The sequence below is a fragment of the Methanoculleus horonobensis genome (genome assembly GCF_001602375.1).
GTDB classification, from domain to species: domain Archaea; phylum Halobacteriota; class Methanomicrobia; order Methanomicrobiales; family Methanoculleaceae; genus Methanoculleus; species Methanoculleus horonobensis.
In genome coordinates, this window is record NZ_BCNY01000011.1 from 147,307 (window position 1) to 164,421 (window position 17,115).

The 17,115-nt window shown below is 62.2% G+C and carries 25 protein-coding genes; 10 read left to right on the forward strand and 15 right to left on the reverse strand.

The features are described from left to right. Positions 1-107: 107 nt before the first annotated feature. Together MCUHO_RS02825 and MCUHO_RS02830 are read left to right on the forward strand one after the other, a co-directional pair. The gene (locus MCUHO_RS02825; RefSeq protein ID WP_067073121.1) at positions 108-317 is read left to right on the forward strand and encodes a hypothetical protein; all 210 of its coding nucleotides are present in this window, start codon (positions 108-110) and stop codon (positions 315-317) included. Next, positions 314-703, forward strand: a complete 390-nt coding sequence (locus MCUHO_RS02830; RefSeq protein WP_084385887.1) for a type II toxin-antitoxin system VapC family toxin — start codon at positions 314-316, stop codon at positions 701-703. Before MCUHO_RS02825 ends, MCUHO_RS02830 begins: the two co-directional genes overlap by 4 nt. A gap of 55 nt (positions 704-758) precedes the next feature. Here MCUHO_RS02830 and MCUHO_RS02835 read toward each other — a convergent pair whose 3' ends face one another. The 5 genes from MCUHO_RS02835 to MCUHO_RS02855 form a co-directional block, all read right to left on the reverse strand. Then, a complete protein-coding gene (locus tag MCUHO_RS02835) occupies positions 759-1,358 on the reverse strand; it encodes a class I SAM-dependent methyltransferase (RefSeq protein ID WP_067073123.1) in 600 nt (199 codons plus the stop codon). 181 nt (positions 1,359-1,539) lie between these two features. Beyond that, positions 1,540-3,225, reverse strand: a complete 1,686-nt coding sequence (locus MCUHO_RS02840; RefSeq protein ID WP_067073125.1) for a BREX system ATP-binding domain-containing protein — start codon at positions 3,223-3,225, stop codon at positions 1,540-1,542. A gap of 145 nt (positions 3,226-3,370) precedes the next feature. Next, the gene (locus MCUHO_RS02845) at positions 3,371-3,763 is read right to left on the reverse strand and encodes a VOC family protein (RefSeq protein ID WP_067073128.1); all 393 of its coding nucleotides are present in this window, start codon (positions 3,761-3,763) and stop codon (positions 3,371-3,373) included. Between the two features lie 146 nt (positions 3,764-3,909). Next, entirely contained in the window at positions 3,910-4,560 is a 651-nt protein-coding gene (locus tag MCUHO_RS02850) for a B3/B4 domain-containing protein (protein ID WP_067073130.1), read from the reverse strand. A 151-nt stretch (positions 4,561-4,711) separates the two neighbouring features. Further along, complete coding sequence (locus tag MCUHO_RS02855) at positions 4,712-4,957, reverse strand: hypothetical protein (RefSeq protein WP_067073132.1); 246 nt, start codon at positions 4,955-4,957, stop codon at positions 4,712-4,714. Positions 4,958-5,246: 289 nt separating this feature from the next. Between MCUHO_RS02855 and MCUHO_RS02860 the strand changes: the two genes are divergently transcribed. Beyond that, complete coding sequence (locus MCUHO_RS02860; protein ID WP_067073134.1) at positions 5,247-5,753, forward strand: hypothetical protein; 507 nt, start codon at positions 5,247-5,249, stop codon at positions 5,751-5,753. A 291-nt stretch (positions 5,754-6,044) separates the two neighbouring features. Here MCUHO_RS02860 and MCUHO_RS12960 read toward each other — a convergent pair whose 3' ends face one another. Beyond that, positions 6,045-6,152 (reverse strand): type II toxin-antitoxin system HicA family toxin, encoded by a 108-nt coding sequence (locus MCUHO_RS12960; protein WP_235808139.1) that lies wholly within the window; start codon positions 6,150-6,152, stop codon positions 6,045-6,047. After that, complete coding sequence (locus tag MCUHO_RS02870; protein WP_328585621.1) at positions 6,149-6,349, reverse strand: type II toxin-antitoxin system HicB family antitoxin; 201 nt, start codon at positions 6,347-6,349, stop codon at positions 6,149-6,151. The genes MCUHO_RS12960 and MCUHO_RS02870 overlap by 4 nt, the downstream gene beginning before the upstream one ends. A 188-nt stretch (positions 6,350-6,537) precedes the next feature. Between MCUHO_RS02870 and MCUHO_RS02875 the strand changes: the two genes are divergently transcribed. The 4 genes from MCUHO_RS02875 (at position 6,538) to MCUHO_RS02890 (ending at position 11,354) form a co-directional block, all read left to right on the forward strand. Further along, a complete protein-coding gene (locus MCUHO_RS02875; RefSeq protein WP_067073138.1) occupies positions 6,538-7,695 on the forward strand; it encodes an ORC1-type DNA replication protein in 1,158 nt (385 codons plus the stop codon). Positions 7,696-7,873: 178 nt separating this feature from the next. Further along, the gene (locus MCUHO_RS02880; RefSeq protein ID WP_235808140.1) at positions 7,874-8,125 is read left to right on the forward strand and encodes a hypothetical protein; all 252 of its coding nucleotides are present in this window, start codon (positions 7,874-7,876) and stop codon (positions 8,123-8,125) included. Further along, positions 8,122-8,463 carry a hypothetical protein gene (locus MCUHO_RS02885; protein WP_067073142.1) on the forward strand — a complete coding sequence of 114 codons (342 nt, stop codon included), beginning with the start codon at positions 8,122-8,124 and terminating at the stop codon, positions 8,461-8,463. Before MCUHO_RS02880 ends, MCUHO_RS02885 begins: the two co-directional genes overlap by 4 nt. Continuing rightward, entirely contained in the window at positions 8,460-11,354 is a 2,895-nt protein-coding gene (locus tag MCUHO_RS02890) for a hypothetical protein (protein ID WP_067073145.1), read from the forward strand. Before MCUHO_RS02885 ends, MCUHO_RS02890 begins: the two co-directional genes overlap by 4 nt. Before the next feature lie 179 nt (positions 11,355-11,533). Here the strand turns inward: MCUHO_RS02890 and MCUHO_RS12250 are convergent, their stop codons facing one another. Both MCUHO_RS12250 and MCUHO_RS13135 read right to left on the reverse strand, forming a co-directional pair. Continuing rightward, the gene (locus MCUHO_RS12250) at positions 11,534-11,677 is read right to left on the reverse strand and encodes a type II toxin-antitoxin system HicB family antitoxin (protein WP_328585622.1); all 144 of its coding nucleotides are present in this window, start codon (positions 11,675-11,677) and stop codon (positions 11,534-11,536) included. 76 nt (positions 11,678-11,753) lie between these two features. Then, positions 11,754-11,993, reverse strand: coding sequence for a type II toxin-antitoxin system HicA family toxin (locus tag MCUHO_RS13135; protein ID WP_394328821.1), 240 nt, complete (start codon positions 11,991-11,993; stop codon positions 11,754-11,756). 342 nt (positions 11,994-12,335) lie between these two features. Here MCUHO_RS13135 and MCUHO_RS13100 point away from each other — a divergent pair, with 342 nt between their 5' ends. The 3 genes from MCUHO_RS13100 (at position 12,336) to MCUHO_RS02905 (ending at position 14,477) form a co-directional block, all read left to right on the forward strand. Next, complete coding sequence (locus MCUHO_RS13100) at positions 12,336-12,548, forward strand: hypothetical protein (RefSeq protein ID WP_328585623.1); 213 nt, start codon at positions 12,336-12,338, stop codon at positions 12,546-12,548. Between the two features lie 181 nt (positions 12,549-12,729). Next, positions 12,730-14,223 (forward strand): DUF4062 domain-containing protein, encoded by a 1,494-nt coding sequence (locus MCUHO_RS02900; protein WP_067073147.1) that lies wholly within the window; start codon positions 12,730-12,732, stop codon positions 14,221-14,223. A gap of 29 nt (positions 14,224-14,252) precedes the next feature. Next, complete coding sequence (locus tag MCUHO_RS02905; RefSeq protein ID WP_067073155.1) at positions 14,253-14,477, forward strand: type II toxin-antitoxin system HicB family antitoxin; 225 nt, start codon at positions 14,253-14,255, stop codon at positions 14,475-14,477. Positions 14,478-14,837: 360 nt separating this feature from the next. Here the strand turns inward: MCUHO_RS02905 and MCUHO_RS02910 are convergent, their stop codons facing one another. From MCUHO_RS02910 to MCUHO_RS02930, 6 genes are all read right to left on the reverse strand, one after another. Continuing rightward, positions 14,838-15,173, reverse strand: a complete 336-nt coding sequence (locus MCUHO_RS02910) for a type II toxin-antitoxin system PemK/MazF family toxin (protein ID WP_011843949.1) — start codon at positions 15,171-15,173, stop codon at positions 14,838-14,840. A gap of 1 nt (position 15,174) precedes the next feature. After that, on the reverse strand, positions 15,175-15,705 hold the full coding sequence (locus MCUHO_RS02915; RefSeq protein WP_011843948.1) for a hypothetical protein: 531 nt from the start codon (positions 15,703-15,705) through the stop codon (positions 15,175-15,177). Continuing rightward, a complete protein-coding gene (locus MCUHO_RS02920) occupies positions 15,695-16,036 on the reverse strand; it encodes a transcriptional regulator (protein ID WP_067073157.1) in 342 nt (113 codons plus the stop codon). Before MCUHO_RS02920 ends, MCUHO_RS02915 begins: the two co-directional genes overlap by 11 nt. A 146-nt stretch (positions 16,037-16,182) precedes the next feature. Beyond that, on the reverse strand, positions 16,183-16,599 hold the full coding sequence (locus tag MCUHO_RS12740; RefSeq protein ID WP_161485873.1) for a hypothetical protein: 417 nt from the start codon (positions 16,597-16,599) through the stop codon (positions 16,183-16,185). Then, positions 16,586-16,876 carry a type II toxin-antitoxin system RelE/ParE family toxin gene (locus MCUHO_RS02925; protein WP_067073159.1) on the reverse strand — a complete coding sequence of 97 codons (291 nt, stop codon included), beginning with the start codon at positions 16,874-16,876 and terminating at the stop codon, positions 16,586-16,588. Before MCUHO_RS02925 ends, MCUHO_RS12740 begins: the two co-directional genes overlap by 14 nt. Next, the gene (locus MCUHO_RS02930; protein WP_067073161.1) at positions 16,854-17,057 is read right to left on the reverse strand and encodes a hypothetical protein; all 204 of its coding nucleotides are present in this window, start codon (positions 17,055-17,057) and stop codon (positions 16,854-16,856) included. The genes MCUHO_RS02925 and MCUHO_RS02930 overlap by 23 nt, the downstream gene beginning before the upstream one ends. Positions 17,058-17,115: the final 58 nt, after the last annotated feature.

Sequence of the window (17,115 nt, forward strand, 5' to 3'; positions counted from 1 at the left end):
GGAAAAGATAATGACGCGATTCTGTGGGGTGCACTGCGACCCGACCGGAGCTGGATAAGTATAATCTGCCTGGAGCGCCCACATACGCATATTCTGGAGTGTGCGGCATGGGAGTGCAATACATCTGCGATGCGGAAGGGAGGAAGACCGACGTTATCGTGCCCATCGATCTCTGGGAGAGTCTGACCGCCGAAAAAGTTGCAGACAAACCGATCGGGGTTGCCGAGCCCGCAAGATACAGGGGCATATACCGCGACCTGGATCTCGACCTGGAGGCCGAGGTTCGAAACCTGCGAGACGAGTGGAACCGGACATGAAGCGGTACCTGCTCGATACAAACATTCTCATCTACTATCTTGCAGATGCTGTTCAGCCGGAAAACGTGAATGAGATCGAAGACATGCTCACTTCTTCGTTCCGAATCTCGATCATCACGAAGATCGAGTTTCTCGGGTGGAAAAAGCATACTCCGGAAGGATACGCACTGGCGCAGGACTTTATCCGCTCGGCGGAAGTATATCCACTGACTGACACAATTGCCGATCGCGCCGTTCACCTGCGCCGGACGTGCGGGATGAAACTCCCCGATGCGGTCATTGCAGCCACTGCTCTCACCCATGAATGCGCACTCGTCACCCGAAACGAGAGTGATTTTTCCGGGATCTGCGAACTTGAGATCGTAAACCCGCTCCGCGACGAATAAACCAGACGGGGGGACGGGATGTGCGAGTCAGTCCAACGGAGGATGGAATGCAGGGTCACGATTCGCCGCCGGGAACAATTCTCGATATCGCCGCGAGCCAGGCATGGTGTCCTTCGGGCTGGATGCTGTTCTCGAAGACCGCCGGCCGGATGGAGTTGATCCGCCACCCGTCCCGGAAGGAATCCCGGATCTCCCCCTCCGTGATCCTCCTCGGCAGAGGGTACTCGCCGGGATTCTGGTCGCCAAAGCAGAGCATGAAGTACCGCCCGCCGGGCGCGAGGACGGCTGCGAGGTTATCCACGAAGACCGGCCGGTCTTCGTCGGAGAGGGTGTGGAAGAAGCCGGAATCGATGACGGTGTCAAACGTCCTGCCGAGCCCAAAGAGGTCCAGTGCGTCATGGACGAGGAACTGCGCCTTCAGCCCTCTTTTGGCCGCCTTCTCCTCGGCTCTCCTGATCGCAAGAGCGGCGGTGTCGATCCCGAGCACCTCATGCCCTTCCTCCGCAAAAAAGAGTGCGTGATCCCCCGTTCCGCACCCCACGTCCAGGACGGAGCCGGTAACCTCTCCCGCCCGGGCGAGTTCGACGAACGCCTTCTGGGGCCGGCCGATCTCCCAGGGGGGCGTGCCCTGGTAGACCGAGTCGAAGATATCCATACGTTACATTGATCCGGGAACGATTTAACCGGTTCCGTGGCGTTCAAACAGGTGGCAACCTGAATAACAGTTCCGGGGGGCAGGCAGCCACTTCCGTATCTTCGCGAAGTGCTTCTCCCGCCGGATACCTGCTTTGAGTGGTCTGCCGCTCCACCGTCACCGCACCGCCCCCCAAACGTCCTCACGTCAACAACCGGGCAAGGAGCCCCGGCACCAGTTCCCCCGATCCCGTGATCGCCCGGACGATCCCGGCGACGACCGATCTCTCTTCCGGCTGCAGTTTCGTGTAATACAGCCGTGTGTCGCTCGCCTCGACGATCTCTACGGCATCCGCGACCGGTTTCAAGAATCCCTCGAACCCGGCGCCCCCGGACGCGACGACCCCGCGAACGGCGCTTTTGATCACGGAGACCCGCCCCTCACCGACGAGCCCTTTCAGGAAATCCGCCGTGATCCGCCGCACCGTGCCCTGGTTCAGGTCTTCCGCGTGCCTGTAAGCCTCACCAATCAGGGAGAGGCCGTTCGTCTCGTTTCCGTTCAGGAGTTCCTCGCGTGCGCGATCGAGCGAGACCTGCATCAATTGCGCTCTCTGAGCCGGATCTCCCGGTTGCCCCTGCGTCTCCCCGATCGCCGCCAGCGCATCGGCTCGTTCCCCGGCGGTATACGGAACCGACGGCTCTTGCAGGGATTCGCCCTCCATGACCGGCGGCCGCTCGTGCCAGGCGTCTAAAAATTCGATGAAGGTTCCTATCCTGTCCCGGCCGGCGGGTCTTCGCATCGCCCGCCAGAGCCAGAAGAGGCGATCCCGGACCTCGTACGACGTCCGCTTCCTCATCGGCCGGGAGACGACGTAGCCGTCCGCCTCCAGCCTCCGGAGCTGCGCGTTCACCGTCGCCGGGTTCAGCCGGGCACGCTCCGCGATATCCTTCGGCGTAAGGGGGGTATCCGCGCTGAGAACGGTATCGAAGATGATCCTCCGCTGCCCGGAAAGCCTCCCGAACACCTCCCGGTAGTAGGGCGTCTGCTCGTCCATCATCCTGAAGAAGACGGCCCCCATATCATCGGTGCCGCATCGGGAGAAGGTCTCGTACACCTGAACGGCCACCCGCGGACTGCCGCCGGCGAGGTGCAGCAGCCCCTCGATGCCGGGCTCGTAATCGGGGAAGTTCTCGATGAAGGCGGTGTTGCCGTCCAGCCGTGCAGCCCTCTGCATGAGTTCCTTCGCTTCGGCGGGTTCGAGTCCCCGGAGGTGAAAGACCCGGAAGAAGTTGTAGAACGGCTCGTCGTGATCTGATATCCCGGGGAAGAGCGACGGTGCCGACGCAACCACCGAGAAGAGATCCGTCCGCTGGAATATCGACCGCAGCGCCCGGATCTCGCTTTTGTCCATCTGGATGAAGAGTTCGTGCACGTTATCGGCGAATACCGCGATCTGTCTCCCTCCGGCGGCCGCTTCGGTGAGGGTATCGACCGCAACGTCCAGGACCAGGGGGTCGTCGTCGAGCGCGGCGATCGCTGACGTATCGATCCCCATCTCCGCGAGCACCCGGAGGAAGAAGTCGGACGCCCTGAATATCGAGTACTCCTCCTCCGCGAGTCTCACGGGGATAACCTGCCCGGAGAGCTCGTCCTGCACCCGGTGGTAGAGCAGGTTCAGCAGGTGCGACTTTCCGGCGCCGTGGGAGCCGGTCAGGATGAAGAACCGCGGCGTTCCGCTCCGGGACGCCCGATCCAGGTCTTCCAGCATCTCCCCGAGGAGGTTCTCCCGGCCGACGAGGAGGTAGCGGAGCGTCTCGCTATCCAGCGCCCCGGGGGAGTAGCGGCAGGCGGCGGCGCTACCCGGTGCGGGACTTCCTACAGGCAACATGCTGCACCCAATGAATAGGATGTATAACAGATGTGTTATATAACAATTTTGTTATGTTCTGGAGATCCGGGGGGGGGCGGCTCATGGTGCGGTAAAAAGTAGAGGTTCCACCAGCTCAGGAGCGGACCGCCTCCAGTAGAGTGGTTCACTTTTGCAGCGTCTGGATCTGGATGAGGTTGCCGCAGGTGTCGTCGAAGGCCGCTATGGTCACCCGGTCGAGAATATCGGTCGGCTCCGTCGTGAATTTCACGCCCTGCGCTTTCAGCCCCTCATACTCCGCACGGACGTCCTCGACGCCGAAGGACGCGGCGGGGATGTCTTGTTCGAATATTCCTTTCTGGTACGCCTGTGCCACCGGATTGTCGTTCGGTTCGAGCAGCAGCTCGGTCCCGTTCCGGTCGTCGGGGGAGACGACGGTAAGCCACCGGTAGCCTTCGGCGGAGACGTCGCTCTTCTTCACGAAGCCGAGCGTTTCAGTGTAGAATTTCAGAGCCCTCTCCTGATCGTTCACAAATATACTGGCCAGTATGATCTTCATGGTCGTCCATATCCGGAGAACTATATGCCTGTTTCGGCAACCGGTCGATCCGATGCACGCTTCAGAGGGGCAGTGCAGGAGACGGATTGATGACCCGCACTACAACGGCCGGGAAAGAGAGAGTGCAGGCCCGCTCATTTTCAATATCACCGGATGCCGGAAGCGTATTCCCGCAGGTATGCGACGGCCAGTTCGTATGCCGAACTGACCTTCTCCCGCTCAATCCCCGGCACGCCGCATGCCACGATATGAACCGTCGTTGTGGCGAGGGTGATCTTTGTTGCATCGGAGTCGCGGTACGGGTAGACGGCGACGATCGCATCCTCATCCGTCAGGATGACCTGGTTTTTATGGAGCGTGACGGGTGCGGCCATCCCGATGCCGAGGAACTCCTCGCCCTCTCCTGCAAATCGCATCGCGAGATCCCCACCCAGGGTATCGGCATCGAACGCCGCAATGGGTATGCCAGTCCGGACTGAGGCCAGGTTATAGGCATCCACCGCGGTGTTGATCGCCGGGAGCATCTTCCCGGCCAGGATCCTTCGGACAAGCGCTTCTGAAGCGGGCCGCGTCTTGGTCGGATCGATGCCCACCTTCCAGAAGAAGTCCCGATAAGCCCTGAAGAGGGGCTCATCCTTGATCCTCTCCAGCGTATACCGTTCTCTTACCAGGCGGATGGTCTCGTCGCTCAGGCCGTTCAGGGCCGGACTCTTCTCCTGAATCGACAGCGGCCCGACATCACCCTCTGCAACCGAGAGACCGGGGAAGGCGGCAAGAATCTCCTTATGAATCTCCATGGCTCGTACCGTTCCTGCTGGATTGATTGAGCATCTCCAGCCTTGAGGAACGAACCATTCCGACGATGGAGATGCTCGCGTCAACGTTTCTTTCTGCCTTCAATCGTATTGACCTTTTTTGAATCCGGGGGAGATCAGGCCCGGAGGAGGCTCACCCCCCGCCGAACACCTTCACGATCACCGCCACCACCCCGCCCACGACCCCGCCGGCCCCGGCGCCGATCGTCGAAACCCTCCGCTCTTCCCCCGCTTTCTCCGCCCGCCAGCCCTCCAAACCCCGGATCCGGCCCTCGAACTCCTCATCCTGCGCCTCCATTCTCTGCAGGGTTCTGCATATCCACTTCACATCCCGGTTCGTCTCGTAGACGAGCTCCCGGGTGGTCTTCTCCTCGGTCATCCTGGTTATCCTCCCGGGGGACTATAGGGGGTCGGGGACAAAAAGGCTGACCGTAATGGTTATATTCAAGAATCCGGGCTCGATCCGGGCTTCCCGATAAAGTCAGGCTGATACCCTCCCGGGTCTACCCTATAGTTGTCTGTCATATTCCCGGGAACATGCAGGCACGGAAGACGCTTCGCGTCTTCCTAACAGGCACAACCAGATGGTTGAGCCGTGCCACGGAAGATGCTTCGCGTCTTCCTAACAGGCACGACCCAGAGGGTTGTGCCGTGAGGAGTGAAAAACCATGGCAGACTTCGTTCAGACTACCGTGAACAAAACGGCGGTCCGGGACCTCGCCGTCCCGATCGTCAGCGTAACGTCGTTTAACAACCTCATCCAGTCCGTCATCGACGACAACCCGTTCGGGTGCGTCGGGTATACGGGCGCCGACGGGCAGCCGGTGGCCGCAATCGTCCGCAACCGCGAGCACTACACCGCGAAGGTGAACTTCCTCGACGGTGAGGGCAAGCGCGTCGGGACCGTCTCGATCCAGTCCCCGACGATCGCCGCCTTCGAGGCGAACGCCGCCGAGGTCATGGACAACGCGGCCCTCGCAACGGCGATGGGCGGCGAGGCCGTCCGGAACGGCCCCGGCGAGACCTACTACGCGCAGCTCAAGTGCCACGACCCCACGGGCGACGACTACTACGTCACCTTCACCCGCAAGACCGTCCGGCTCTCGTCCTACCAGGACGACGCCATCCGGAACGCGGTCGAGACCTGGGCCGACACCGTTGGGACGCTGGAGTGAGGGGGACAGAAGTCCCCACTCAATTTTTCTCAATGCCGGAGCACAGATCGCCCCGGTAAACAACTCCTCTTCAGGCAGAGGCGTATAGATTAAAGTGCCGGAGGATCAGCATGCCCGGAGGCGAGGCCGCCTTGATCTCTTCCGGGAACCCCAGGAAAACAAACGGGCAACAGACTACAGGAGCGCCCGGAACTCGTCGACGGTGATCCCGGCCTGGAAAAGAATCGTCTGAAGGGTCTAGGGCGCAAGGGTCTTTTTGGAATGCAGGGGAACAGTGACGATGACGTCACGCTACGCGTGATAGAGGTAATGGTGGCTTCCCCGGGTGCCGACCTCCTCGAACCCGGCTTTCCTGAGAGCACTGACCACCTTTGCACCGGTGGTTCTCGGAAGTTTCATATCCCGGCGTTGGTCGTGTTCAGGGGAACGGAGATCTCAACCGGGATTGGTCTGCCGAGTTTCCGGGCCACCTCGACGTATCCCGCGATCGCCTCCTCGATATGCGTCAGCGCCTCATCCCAGGTAGACCCCTCGCTGACACATCCCGGAAGGGACGGTACCGTTACGGTATACCCTCCCTCCTCATTCTGCTCCATAAGAACCGTATAACGGAGACGAGTTTCCGACATGCGACCCCTCCAGTGGAGAATTGTCCATGAGACTATATAGGGATTATGGCGGCGATTCTGCAGTCGGTGCGGCTCGCGAAGTTCGCGGTTGCCCCCCTCACTTTCATCCCGCGCCCGGCTCCTCGTTAACAACCCTCTTTTCTCCAGACTGACGTATGACGCACTCCTCCCTCCTCCGCTCCGACGAGACGCTCTTCCGCGACCCCGAGGTCTTCGAGTTCACGTATCTCCCGGGAGAGATCCACCACCGCGACGCCCAGGTCAGGGAACTCGCTTGGCTCCTCCGGCCGGCGCTCCGGGGCGGGAGCGCGGGGAGCGCTGTCCTCCGCGGCCCGCCGGGGACCGGGAAGACCACCACCGTCCGGCGGATCTTTCGCGAGATCCGGGAGGAGACAAAGAGGATCGTCCCGGTCTACGTCAACTGCCGTCACGACCGTACGCCGCTCGCCGTCTACCGGAGTATCTTCAAACAGATCTTCGGCTACGCCCCGCCGCCGACCGGCCGGCACCTCGACGGCGTCAAAGAGGGGATCGCCGCCCGGCTCCACGGCGAGGATGCGGCGCTTGTTGTCTGCCTCGACGACGCAAACTACCTCATCGCAGCCGGAACCTCTAATCTCCTCCTCTACCAGATCCTCCGGCTCTACGAGAAGTGGGACGTCAAAAAGCCCGGAGTCTTTGCAGTCGCAGGCGACCTCGCCCTGAACCTCTACGCCGAGGCCGATGCGAGCGTCCGGTCGGTCTTCCATCCTCTGGAGGTCTTCTTCCCACCTTACGACAGGGGCGAGATCCGCGAGATCCTCACCGACCGCATCAAGCAGGGGCTTTATCCCGGGGTGATGCCGGCATCCCTCCTCGACCGTATCGCCGGCATCGCCGCCGGCGAACAGGATGTCCGTGTCGGGATCGACCTCGTTCGGGCAGCAGTCCTCCGGGCGGAGAAGGACGGCCGCCGCCGGGTCACCGCGGGCGACGTGACGGTCGCAGCCCGGACGGTCGTGGCGCCGGTGCTCCGGACCCGTGCCGCGGAACTCTCGCCGGGCGAGCGGGCGCTGCTCTCCCGGATCGCGGAGCGGTCGCGGGAAGGGGGCGATATGATGTCGGGGGCGGTCTTCGAGGCGGCACGGGATTACTTCCCGATCGGGAAGACGACGTACCATGAGCACCTGACAGGGCTCTCGAAGGCCGGGATCATCGATCTCGTGCCCGGAACGGGGCGCGGGCGGGGCCGGGCGATTCGTCTCCGGTATGATCCCGAGGATGTGGCTGCCGCATGCAGTTTCCCGGACAAATCAGGATCTCTCATCCCCTGAAATTCTCGGCGGGATTGAGCAGCTCTCGATGATTCTCCGGTTTCACGATCTCCCGGTAAAGTAACGCTTATATGTGGCCGGTTGTCCTGTCCGGAGCCATAGGCTCACCCTTTTAACCGGCAGTTCCTGATGATGGTGTATGCGCCGGAGAGAACGCCGGTGCGTGAGGTACAGAACCATGCAGCAGAGAAGAGACGAACCGAGAACCAGCGGCGGCAGCCCGGACCAGAAGTGTGACCGCACCGTCGGCCAGGCCGCCACTGGTACATCTTCACCGGAAGAGATAAACGTCTCCCCGGTGCCGCTCTTCCTCGTCCCGCGAGCGGTCGCGGACGAGATCCGGCGGCACGGCCGGGCGGTGCGGGAGATCAACGTCCGCCGGACGCGGAACCACCAGTACGCGATCAGCGTCGAGCGGGGGCGGCCATGATTTCGGAGGCGGGCACCCTCGCCTGCACCGCCGCGGGCGGACTCATCGTCCACATCGAGGCGGAGCGCTGTCGGATTGCACCCGAGGACGCGAAGGCACTCATCTTCTTCGGCCGGCCGGCCCCGATCATGCGGGAGCGGGTGCGGCGGACGGGCGGGATCGTCACCTCATCCGTGACGATCGAAGGACATGCGGCGGTCAACCCGGCCGGACGGGCAGTGGTGATCCAGACCCGCGCCGGTTGCTGGATCATCCCGTTCGTCTCCTTCCAGCGGGTGGCTCGCGGGGAAGCCGCGAGCGCCCCCCTCTTTCCACTGACCCTGGAGGCAGGCGCTTGAAAGAAGAGATCCGCCGGACTGTGAAACTCCTCGCCCCCGAAGGCGGGGTGGTCGAGGTCCGGGCGCTTGCCGACGGCGTCACCCATTCGGGCTACTTCGACGACTATACTCTGTTCGCGGAGCAGGTCGAAGCCCTCGATGCCGATCCCTCGGTCGCCGGGATCTATGTCACCCTGAACACCGTGAACCCCGCCCTCCTCGCCCGCCGGGCAAACCGGATCAAGATGCGGCTCACCCGGAAGGACGCGACGACCGCCGACGCCGATATCCTCCGGCGGCGCTGGCTCCCGGTCGACATCGACCCGGTCCGGCCGAGCGGGGTCTCGTCGACGGACGCCGAGCACGCGGCTGCGCTCGCTATGGCCGAGCGGATCGCGGGCTATCTCGCGGAACAGGGGTTCCCGGCGCCCATATTGGCCGATTCCGGGAACGGGGCGCACCTGCTCTACAGGATCGACCTTCCAAACGACGAGGCGGCAACGGAGATTGTCAGGAGCACTCTCGCGACCCTCGACGCCCTCTTCTCGAACGAGGCCGTGACCGTCGATACCGCGAACCACAACGCCGCCCGGATCTGGAAACTCTACGGCACGCTCTCCCGGAAGGGCGACAACACGCCGGAGCGGCCGCACCGGCGGGCGAAGATCCTCACGGTTCCACCTGAGATCGCTATTGTTCCCAAGGAACGGCTCCGGCACCTCGCAGGGCTCATCCCCCGTGGAGAACCGAAGAAGAAGGGATCCGGCATCGACCTCGCCGCCTGGCTCCTCGACCACGGCATCGCCGTGCGGAGCACGAGACCCTACCGGGGCGGCACCCTCTACGTCCTCGCCGAGTGCCCGTTCTCATCGGCGCATAAGGACGGAGCGTTTGCGATCCAGTTTGCGAACGGCGCGATCTTCGCCGGCTGTCACCACGCGAGCTGCGGCGGGGGAGCGCAGCGGTGGCCGGAACTCCGGGAGAGGTATGAGCCGACACGGGTGCCAGAGCCAGAGAAGGAGGAGGCACCGGCACCGACGGACGGCGAGCACCGTCACCGGGCGATGGAGATCCTCCGGCACGGCGATCCGCTCGCCTTCCTCCTCGTGACCTTCAACCGGAACCACGTCGGCGACCGGACGGTGGCGGAGTGCCTGGCGATGTCCCTTGCCTCGCAATCCGTCGAGAACACGAACGGGCTGCACGTCGCCGTCTCCGGGAACTCCGGGAAGGGGAAGACCCACGCCTGCACGACGATGCAGAACCTCGTCCCGGAGGCCTACCGGCTCAGGGGCACCGTCTCGGACAAGGCGCTCTACTACGACGACGACCTCCGGCCCGGCACCGTCCTCCTCTTCGACGACGTCTCGCTCTCCGAGGACCTCCAGGAAGTCCTCAAATCGGCGACCACGAACTTCCGCCAGCCGATCGAGCACCGGACCCTGACGACCGAGCGGAAACTCCGGGTCTGCACCATCCCGGAGCGGTGTGTCTGGTGGCTCGCGAAGGTCGAGGATATGGGCGACGACCAGGTGATGAACCGGATGCTGACGGCCTGGATCGACGACTCCATCGAGCAGGACAGGCGGGTGCTCGAACACATGAAAGAGGTCGAGGCGACCGGCCCGCTCCCCACGGAGGAGGAGGACGTTCTCGTCTGCCGGGCGATCTGGGAGGGTGTCAAAGGGGAGATCCTTCCCGTCCGGATACCGTTCGCCCGGCGGGTCCAGTTCTCGGCGACCCAGAACCGCCGGAACCCGGGCATGCTCTTCGACCTGATCAAGTGCCATGCACGGCTCTTCTACCAGCAGCGGGACCGGGGGGAGGATGGGGCGGTGATCGCCCGGCCGGAGGACTTCGCGGCGGCGGCAACACTGTATGCCGCTCTCTCGGGGACGGCCGGGGGCCAGGAGACCAAACTGACGAAGAACGAGGCGGCGGCGCTGGAGACGGTCGCCGGGATGGGGATCGAGGTCTTCACCATCCGGCAGCTCCAGAGCGCTCTCGGCCTCTCCTACCAGAGGACCTACCGGCTGCTCCACGGCTACAACAACAACCGGGCCGTGTATGCGGGCCTGCTGGAGAAATGCCCGGCGGTGAGTTACATCGACGCGACGGTGACCGGGGAGATGCTCGGGGTCGGGGAGACCGTCCGGCGGCGGGAGCACTACTTCTCGTTTGACCTGGAGGTCTACCGGGCCTGGAGCGGGGGGGCCACGGTCTGGCTGGACGACGACCCGGACGGCGGTTCTCAGGGTTTCACATCTTCACCGGGTTTTCACCAGAATTCCGGGGAGAGTGTAAACGAAGACCCCGGCCATAATGGAGGGGATTGTTCTCTAGGAGAGGTATGTACTGAGATGTGTATTGATAAGAGTAACAAGTTACACCCGTTACCGGGAACGGAGAGCCTGCCTGCAGGAGCGGGTGACCCGTCTTCGGGTCTCTGTGATATCGGTAGCGGTGAAAAGATCCCGGCTATTCCGGAGGAGAACAGGCCGATCCGGGAACGGGCTCCACCAGAGGGATTTTTGGTGTGTAAATCAGGGTGTGATGGTGTGAAAACGGGTGTAATTGTGCAACCCTCGGACTACATCCCCCTCCCGGTGGAGAAGGACGAGCCCTGCCACGTTTGCGGCCGGCGGCCGACGTCGTCGGTGAGACGGGGCGGCGGGGGGGAGTACCTCTGCTACGACTGTTTGAAGAAGGGAAAGCGGCCCGGAAAGGTGCAGCCGCTCCCGGGGGTCCTTGACCACCGGACGTTTGCACGGGCGAAGGTCGAACTCGGCCGGTGCGACGTCTGCGGGGCGGGGAAGGCGGTCTACCGCTCGCGGGAGGCGCAGGCGAAGGTCTGCGAGGGGTGTTATGCGAGGCTGGTGCGGGAGTGGAATACGGGGGAGGGGGTGCGGTGAACACGTCAGATATCAGACACACCAAAACAGACGATGTCCGATATGTCCGATAAATGTCCGTTATCTTGCAGGGTATACTCTCGACAGATCAGGCTTTCCCGGGACGCGATGGCACGGGAGGCTATCGAGCTCTCCATTGAGCATCTCCAGGAGAAGAAGGAACCGGTGATCGAGGGGGCTCACCCTCTACCGACCGCTACGTAGATCGCTGAAGACCGTGACGGGGGAATCGGGAGCCCATCCTCCCGGAGCCCCTCGATGTGGAACTCAATCGCCTCGTGCATCCGCTCTTCCACTTCCTCGCGGGTCGCTCCGGTCGCCACGCACCGACGGCGAGATCCGGGGAGTATGCCGAGTAATTGCCGTCGGTCTGCTCGACGATGACAAGAAATCGATACATTATTCAATCCTTTCAGCCCTGCCTGTTTGAGAACGCTGTTCAGCGTTCCCGGAGCAAGAACGTCTGCCAGGTGCCCGGCGATGGTGATCCGGCCTGTGCGATGTTCCAGAGGGAACGGAGCATGAGCAACCGGAGGTTGCGAGGTTTGACGGATGCTTATACTGCCGGTGGCTACCCCGGGTCGCCACCAGGTACCACCCGTCCGCTTCGATCATCTTTATGCAGTCTTTCACTTTCATTCTTTCCCTGCCTATTTTACCTTACGTCGATCGAAACCTCCGGGAGCCCCGGGTGGCCGCTATGCTGTTTGCCCCGTATGAAATACTGTATGAGGAGGTTCATGTTTCTTGCGTTCCGATCCAACCTCCAGCCCGTATCGAGAGACTCGCATCCGGTTTCATTCCCGCGGGCGGGCTCGTCGTCGACGTGGAGGGGGAACGCTACCGGATCGAGGCCGGGGATGTGAAGAGTTTGATCTTTTCCGGCCGGCCGGAGTCGGAAACCTTTGGTTTTCTCCCGCTCCGGTCATGAAGAACCATCGCGCGCCGGTCGTGCGGGAGCGGCATGAAGGCGGAACTTGATTGACAATCGAGGGGCATGCGGCGGTGCATCCCGCCGGGAGAGCGGTGGTGATCCGGACCCGGGCGGGGGCCTGGATCGTCCCGTTCGTCTCGTTCCGGCGGGTGGCGTGTGGGGAGGCTGTATCCGCCCCGCTCTTCCCCTCGTGCGGGGCTGTCCAATGCGCGGTGAAGTTCGCCGGGCGATCGAGGTTCTCGCCGGCGGCGGATACATGATGTGATATGGTAGCGCGACGACACCCCTCTTGCGAGAGGATGCCGCGATCGACCGGCATTAGATTCTTCTTCACTCCCGAGAGATTACTCAGAAAGAAATCAGAGGCGTATAGAGGGGAGACATGGCAGTCGAAAAGATCGGCGCTCGGACTCGTCTGGGAGCATCTATAAGAGCAGCAGCATGAACCCCGTCCGCATCTTCATCAGCAGCGTGCAGAAGGAGTTCGCCGACGAGCGGGCGGCTCTCCGCGACTACCTGCGGGGCGACGCACTGATGCGGCGGTTCTCCGAGGTCTTCCTCTTTGAGGAACTTCCGGCCGCCGACCGCCGCACCGACGTTGCATACCTCGACGAAGTCCGGCGCTGCGACATTTATGTCGGGCTCTTCGGGAACGACTATGGTTACGAGAACACCGGAGGGCTCTCCCCGACCGAGCGGGAGTTCGACCTCGCCACCGCCGAGGGGAAGTACCGGCTCATCTACGTCAGGGGCACGGACGACGCCGCCCGCCACCCGAAGATGCGTGCGCTTGTTCGCAGGGCGGAGGGCGGGCTGATCCGGAAGCGGTTTAACACCCCCTCGGAACTGGTCGCCGGGCTGTATGCGGCGCTCGTTGAGTACCTGGAGGAGAAGCAGCTCATCCGCTCCAGCCCCTTCGACGCGGCCCCGTGCATGAAGGCGACGCTCGACGACCTGGATCCCAAACGGATGGCGTGGTTCATCCGCACGGCCCGAGCGACCCGCCGGTTCCCCATCGCCCCCGATGCCTCTCCCCACGACCTGCTGGAGCACCTGAACCTGCTCGACGACGGCCGGGTGACGAACGCCGCGGCCCTCCTCTTCGGTAAACAACCGCAACGGTTCCTGATCTCCTCCGAGATCAAGTGCGCCCACTTCCACGGCACCGAGGTGGCCAAACCGATCCCCTCATACCAGGTCTACAAGGGTACGGTCTTCGATCTTGTGGACGCGGCGGCGGATTTCGTCTTGAGCAAGATCGCCCTCTCGGTAGGCACCCGCGAGGCCGGCCCGCAGGCCCCGGTGCGCTACGAGATCCCGAAGGAGGTTGTGGCGGAGGCGATCGTGAACGCCGTTGCCCACCGCGACTACACGAGCAACGGCAGTGTCCAGGTGATGCTCTTCTCCGACCGCCTGGAGATCTGGAACCCCGGCATCCTCCCGCCGTCCCTGACGCTCGAAAAACTCCGGCAGGCCCACGGGTCGGTGCCGGCGAACCCCCTCCTCGCCGAACCGATGTATCTCGCCGGCTACATCGAGCGGATGGGCACGGGGACGCGGGACATGATCCGGCACTGCACCGAGGCCGGGCTGCCCGAGCCGGAGTTTGCCGTCAGCGATGGGTTCCGGACGATTATTCGCCGGACTCTGGCTCCCGGCCAGACACCACAGCCAGAGTCACAGCCAGAGTCACTTGAAGCGAGAGTTCTGGTGCTCCTGAGTGTTGCCCCCAGGTCTAAAGCAGAATTATCAAGGGGGCTCGGACAGAAAGAGATCTCCGGTCAGCTGAATAAGGTCGTCCGTCAACTACTGGCCGATCAGATGCTCGAGTACACCATCCCTGAGAAACCCGGCAGTCGGCATCAGAAGTACCGCCTGACTGAGAAGGGTCGGGCTACGGCAGCGAAACACGGTTCCGGAGGAGACACTCCGTGAGCCCTGCCGGCAAGCATGAAGCGAGAGGCTTGCACTACCGTATCCTCCTCCGGAAGGAACCGGAGGGCGGGTATACCGTCACCGTGCCGACCCTTCCGGGGTGCGTCACCTTCGGGGAGACCGTCGACGAGGCGATAGCGATGGCACGGGAGGCTACCGAGCTCTACATCGAGCATCTCCTGGAAAAGGGCGAGGAGGTTCCCACCGAGGAAGGGCTCCTGGAATACACCCTCACCGTTGAAGCCCATGCCTGAACTTCCGGCACTCACAGCCCTGGACGTCATCTGGATTCTGTAAAAGAAGGAACCGGTGATCGAGGAGGCTCACCCTCTACCGACCGCTACGTAGATCGCTGAAGACCGTGACGGTGGAATCGGGGGCCCGTCCTCCCGGAGCCCTTCGATGTGGAACTCAATCGCTTCGTGCATCCGCTCTTCCACTTCCTCGCGGGTCGCTCCGGTCGCCACGCACCGACGGCGAGATCCGGGGAGTATGCCGAGTAGTTGCCGTCGGTCTGCTCGACGATGACAAGAAATCGATACATTATTCAATCCTTTCAGCCCTGCCTGTTTGAGAACGCTGTTCAGCGTTCCTGGAGCGAGATCGTCCGCCGGTTATTCCAGCAATAACAGATCCTTCAACAGAACGCTTATCGCTTCCATATCTTCGACCGAACATCGCCCGATCTTTTTGACGAAACGGTCTTCTGAGAGGGCAACGATCTGGAAGACCAGCGCCGCACTGTTGGAGGAGAGCCCGTTCTGTGAACTCTTCTCGATGCCGTAGGTGTGCGGGAACGAAAAAGCCGCCGGAGTCGTCGTGAGCGGAACCACGATTGTCATCCCCCCGTAAGAGACGGCGAGCACCACGGCGGGCCGGAGCCCGCTCTGCTCGTGCCCCCGTGCGTCGGTGAGATCGACGAACCAGATATCGCCCCTGCTCCGGCCCATCCTAATGCCTCATCGACCGGATACCGGCCCGCTGCCACTCCCCTAGCTCGGCGTCGAGCGCCGCTTTCTCTTCGTCGGTGGGGACGAAGAGGTACTGCTTTGCCCGGTTGACGCCCTTGACGATCTGCTCATTTGAGTAGAAGGACTTCATCCTCCGGACCATCCGGTATGCCTGCTCCGGCGGCTGGCGCATCTCGTAGGCCAGGTACCCGTAGGTCGCCCCGATCTCAAGCAGGGACGGGCTTTTATCGAAGAGGCCGGTGAGCCCGGCAACGGCATCCGCCTCGGCGGGAGAGAGCGTGCTCTCCGTTTCGCACCGGGAAAACTCATCGGCGTGCTGGTAGTACTCCCGCGCAAGGTTCGGCGAGTACGGCCCCCGGACGTAGAGGCGGAACGGATACACGAACTCGACGCCCTTCAGCCTCAGCAGGTAGACGAGCTTCTGGGCGATGAGCCGGTGCTCGAACAGATCCGTATTCATCCGGAATCCCGCTTCCCGGAAGCAGGCAATGACTTTGCTTCTATCGTTCACAGGTATCACCCTCGCAGCCCAGGAGTTTGCAGAGCCAGCCCCGGACGCGCCGCCACTCGGCGAGTCCTTCCGGGGTGATGGCGTAGAGCTCCAGTTCCTTCCCTTCGAGCGTCACCTTCTCGGAGCGGAGGTACCCCATCTCGACAAGTTTCTTGAGGTTTGCGTAGAGCACGCCGTCGCTCAGGTTCAGCCCGGCCTTGAGCTGCCGTGCGGTGGCCCCGTCATCGCCGAGTTCGGAGAGCGCCCAGAGTATCTCCAGGCGCACCCGGGAGATGAGAGCGCTGTTCACGTCCTCGGACTCTTCCACGATTGCTATGAGATCGTCAGGCATAGGCGACTTTCAACTTTGAGTAGATGTTGGAGCGGGAGGTGATAAAGGATGTGGAGATCTGCGGATTGCTCCGCTATGGAGTAAAGGCCCGGCTTGGTGTGGGCAAGCTGCACATTGTGGAGAAAGGTAGGACGTTTTTCAGGCAATCACTTCTTAGATCTGCCGGACTTCGTGGCCGTGTTGTTCGGGTTGAGCTGATTTGCCCTGTTGTCCGCTGCTGCTTTGTGTGAGGGGTTGTTGGGGTTCTTAACGTCGGCACGCTGATTCTTTGCCATACAACCTGCTTGTTTCGATTCTTCATATGCTTTTTCGTCGACCCAAAAAAGGATGGTCCCCCTATGGGGACAGGCACAGACGCCCACTATGCCCCCATCGGGGCCTGTACCATTCACGAGCGGGGTTATAATATGATGAGAAGCCTGAATTACCGTATCCTCCTCCGAAAAGAGCCGGAAGGCGAGTATACTGTTATTGTGCCGACGCTCGCCCGTGCTTGCGTCACCTTCGGGGAGATCGTCGACGAGGCGATAGCGATGGCTCGGGAGGCCGTCAGAACCATCCATACCGTTTGTGCGCCTGCTCGATCGACATCACGGCAAGAACATGAACCTCCAGCTCCTGCTCATGGATGCGATAGAATGCCGTGAATGTCCGGCTGATATGAAGTCGATAGGTATCTTCCCGCCCGTGCACGTGCAGGCGCTCCTTGTCGCTTCCGCTGCCGGGATACGGATCGTCCTGGAGGGTTTTCAGCTGCTCCATGACTATCCGCCGGCTCTTTGCGCTGAGGCTCCGGATGCTCTCAAGGGCCTTTTTGTTAATCAGTATCCGGAACGTCAAACTCCAGCTCCACGAAATCCCCTTCGGCCTCGATGCGATCCATATCCTCGATGAACCGGCGCTTCTTCTCCTGCTCGACCATGGAGGAGAGGAGATCATCGAAGGTCTGGCCGGGGTGCTTCAGCTCGGAGATCTCCGCCCATACCCCTTCCGAGACGGGAATCCTCTTGGTTGCAGCCATGGTAGTATTGTAAGTGCTTACCATATTTACAATGTTGCACGCGAGTGAGCCGAGGGAA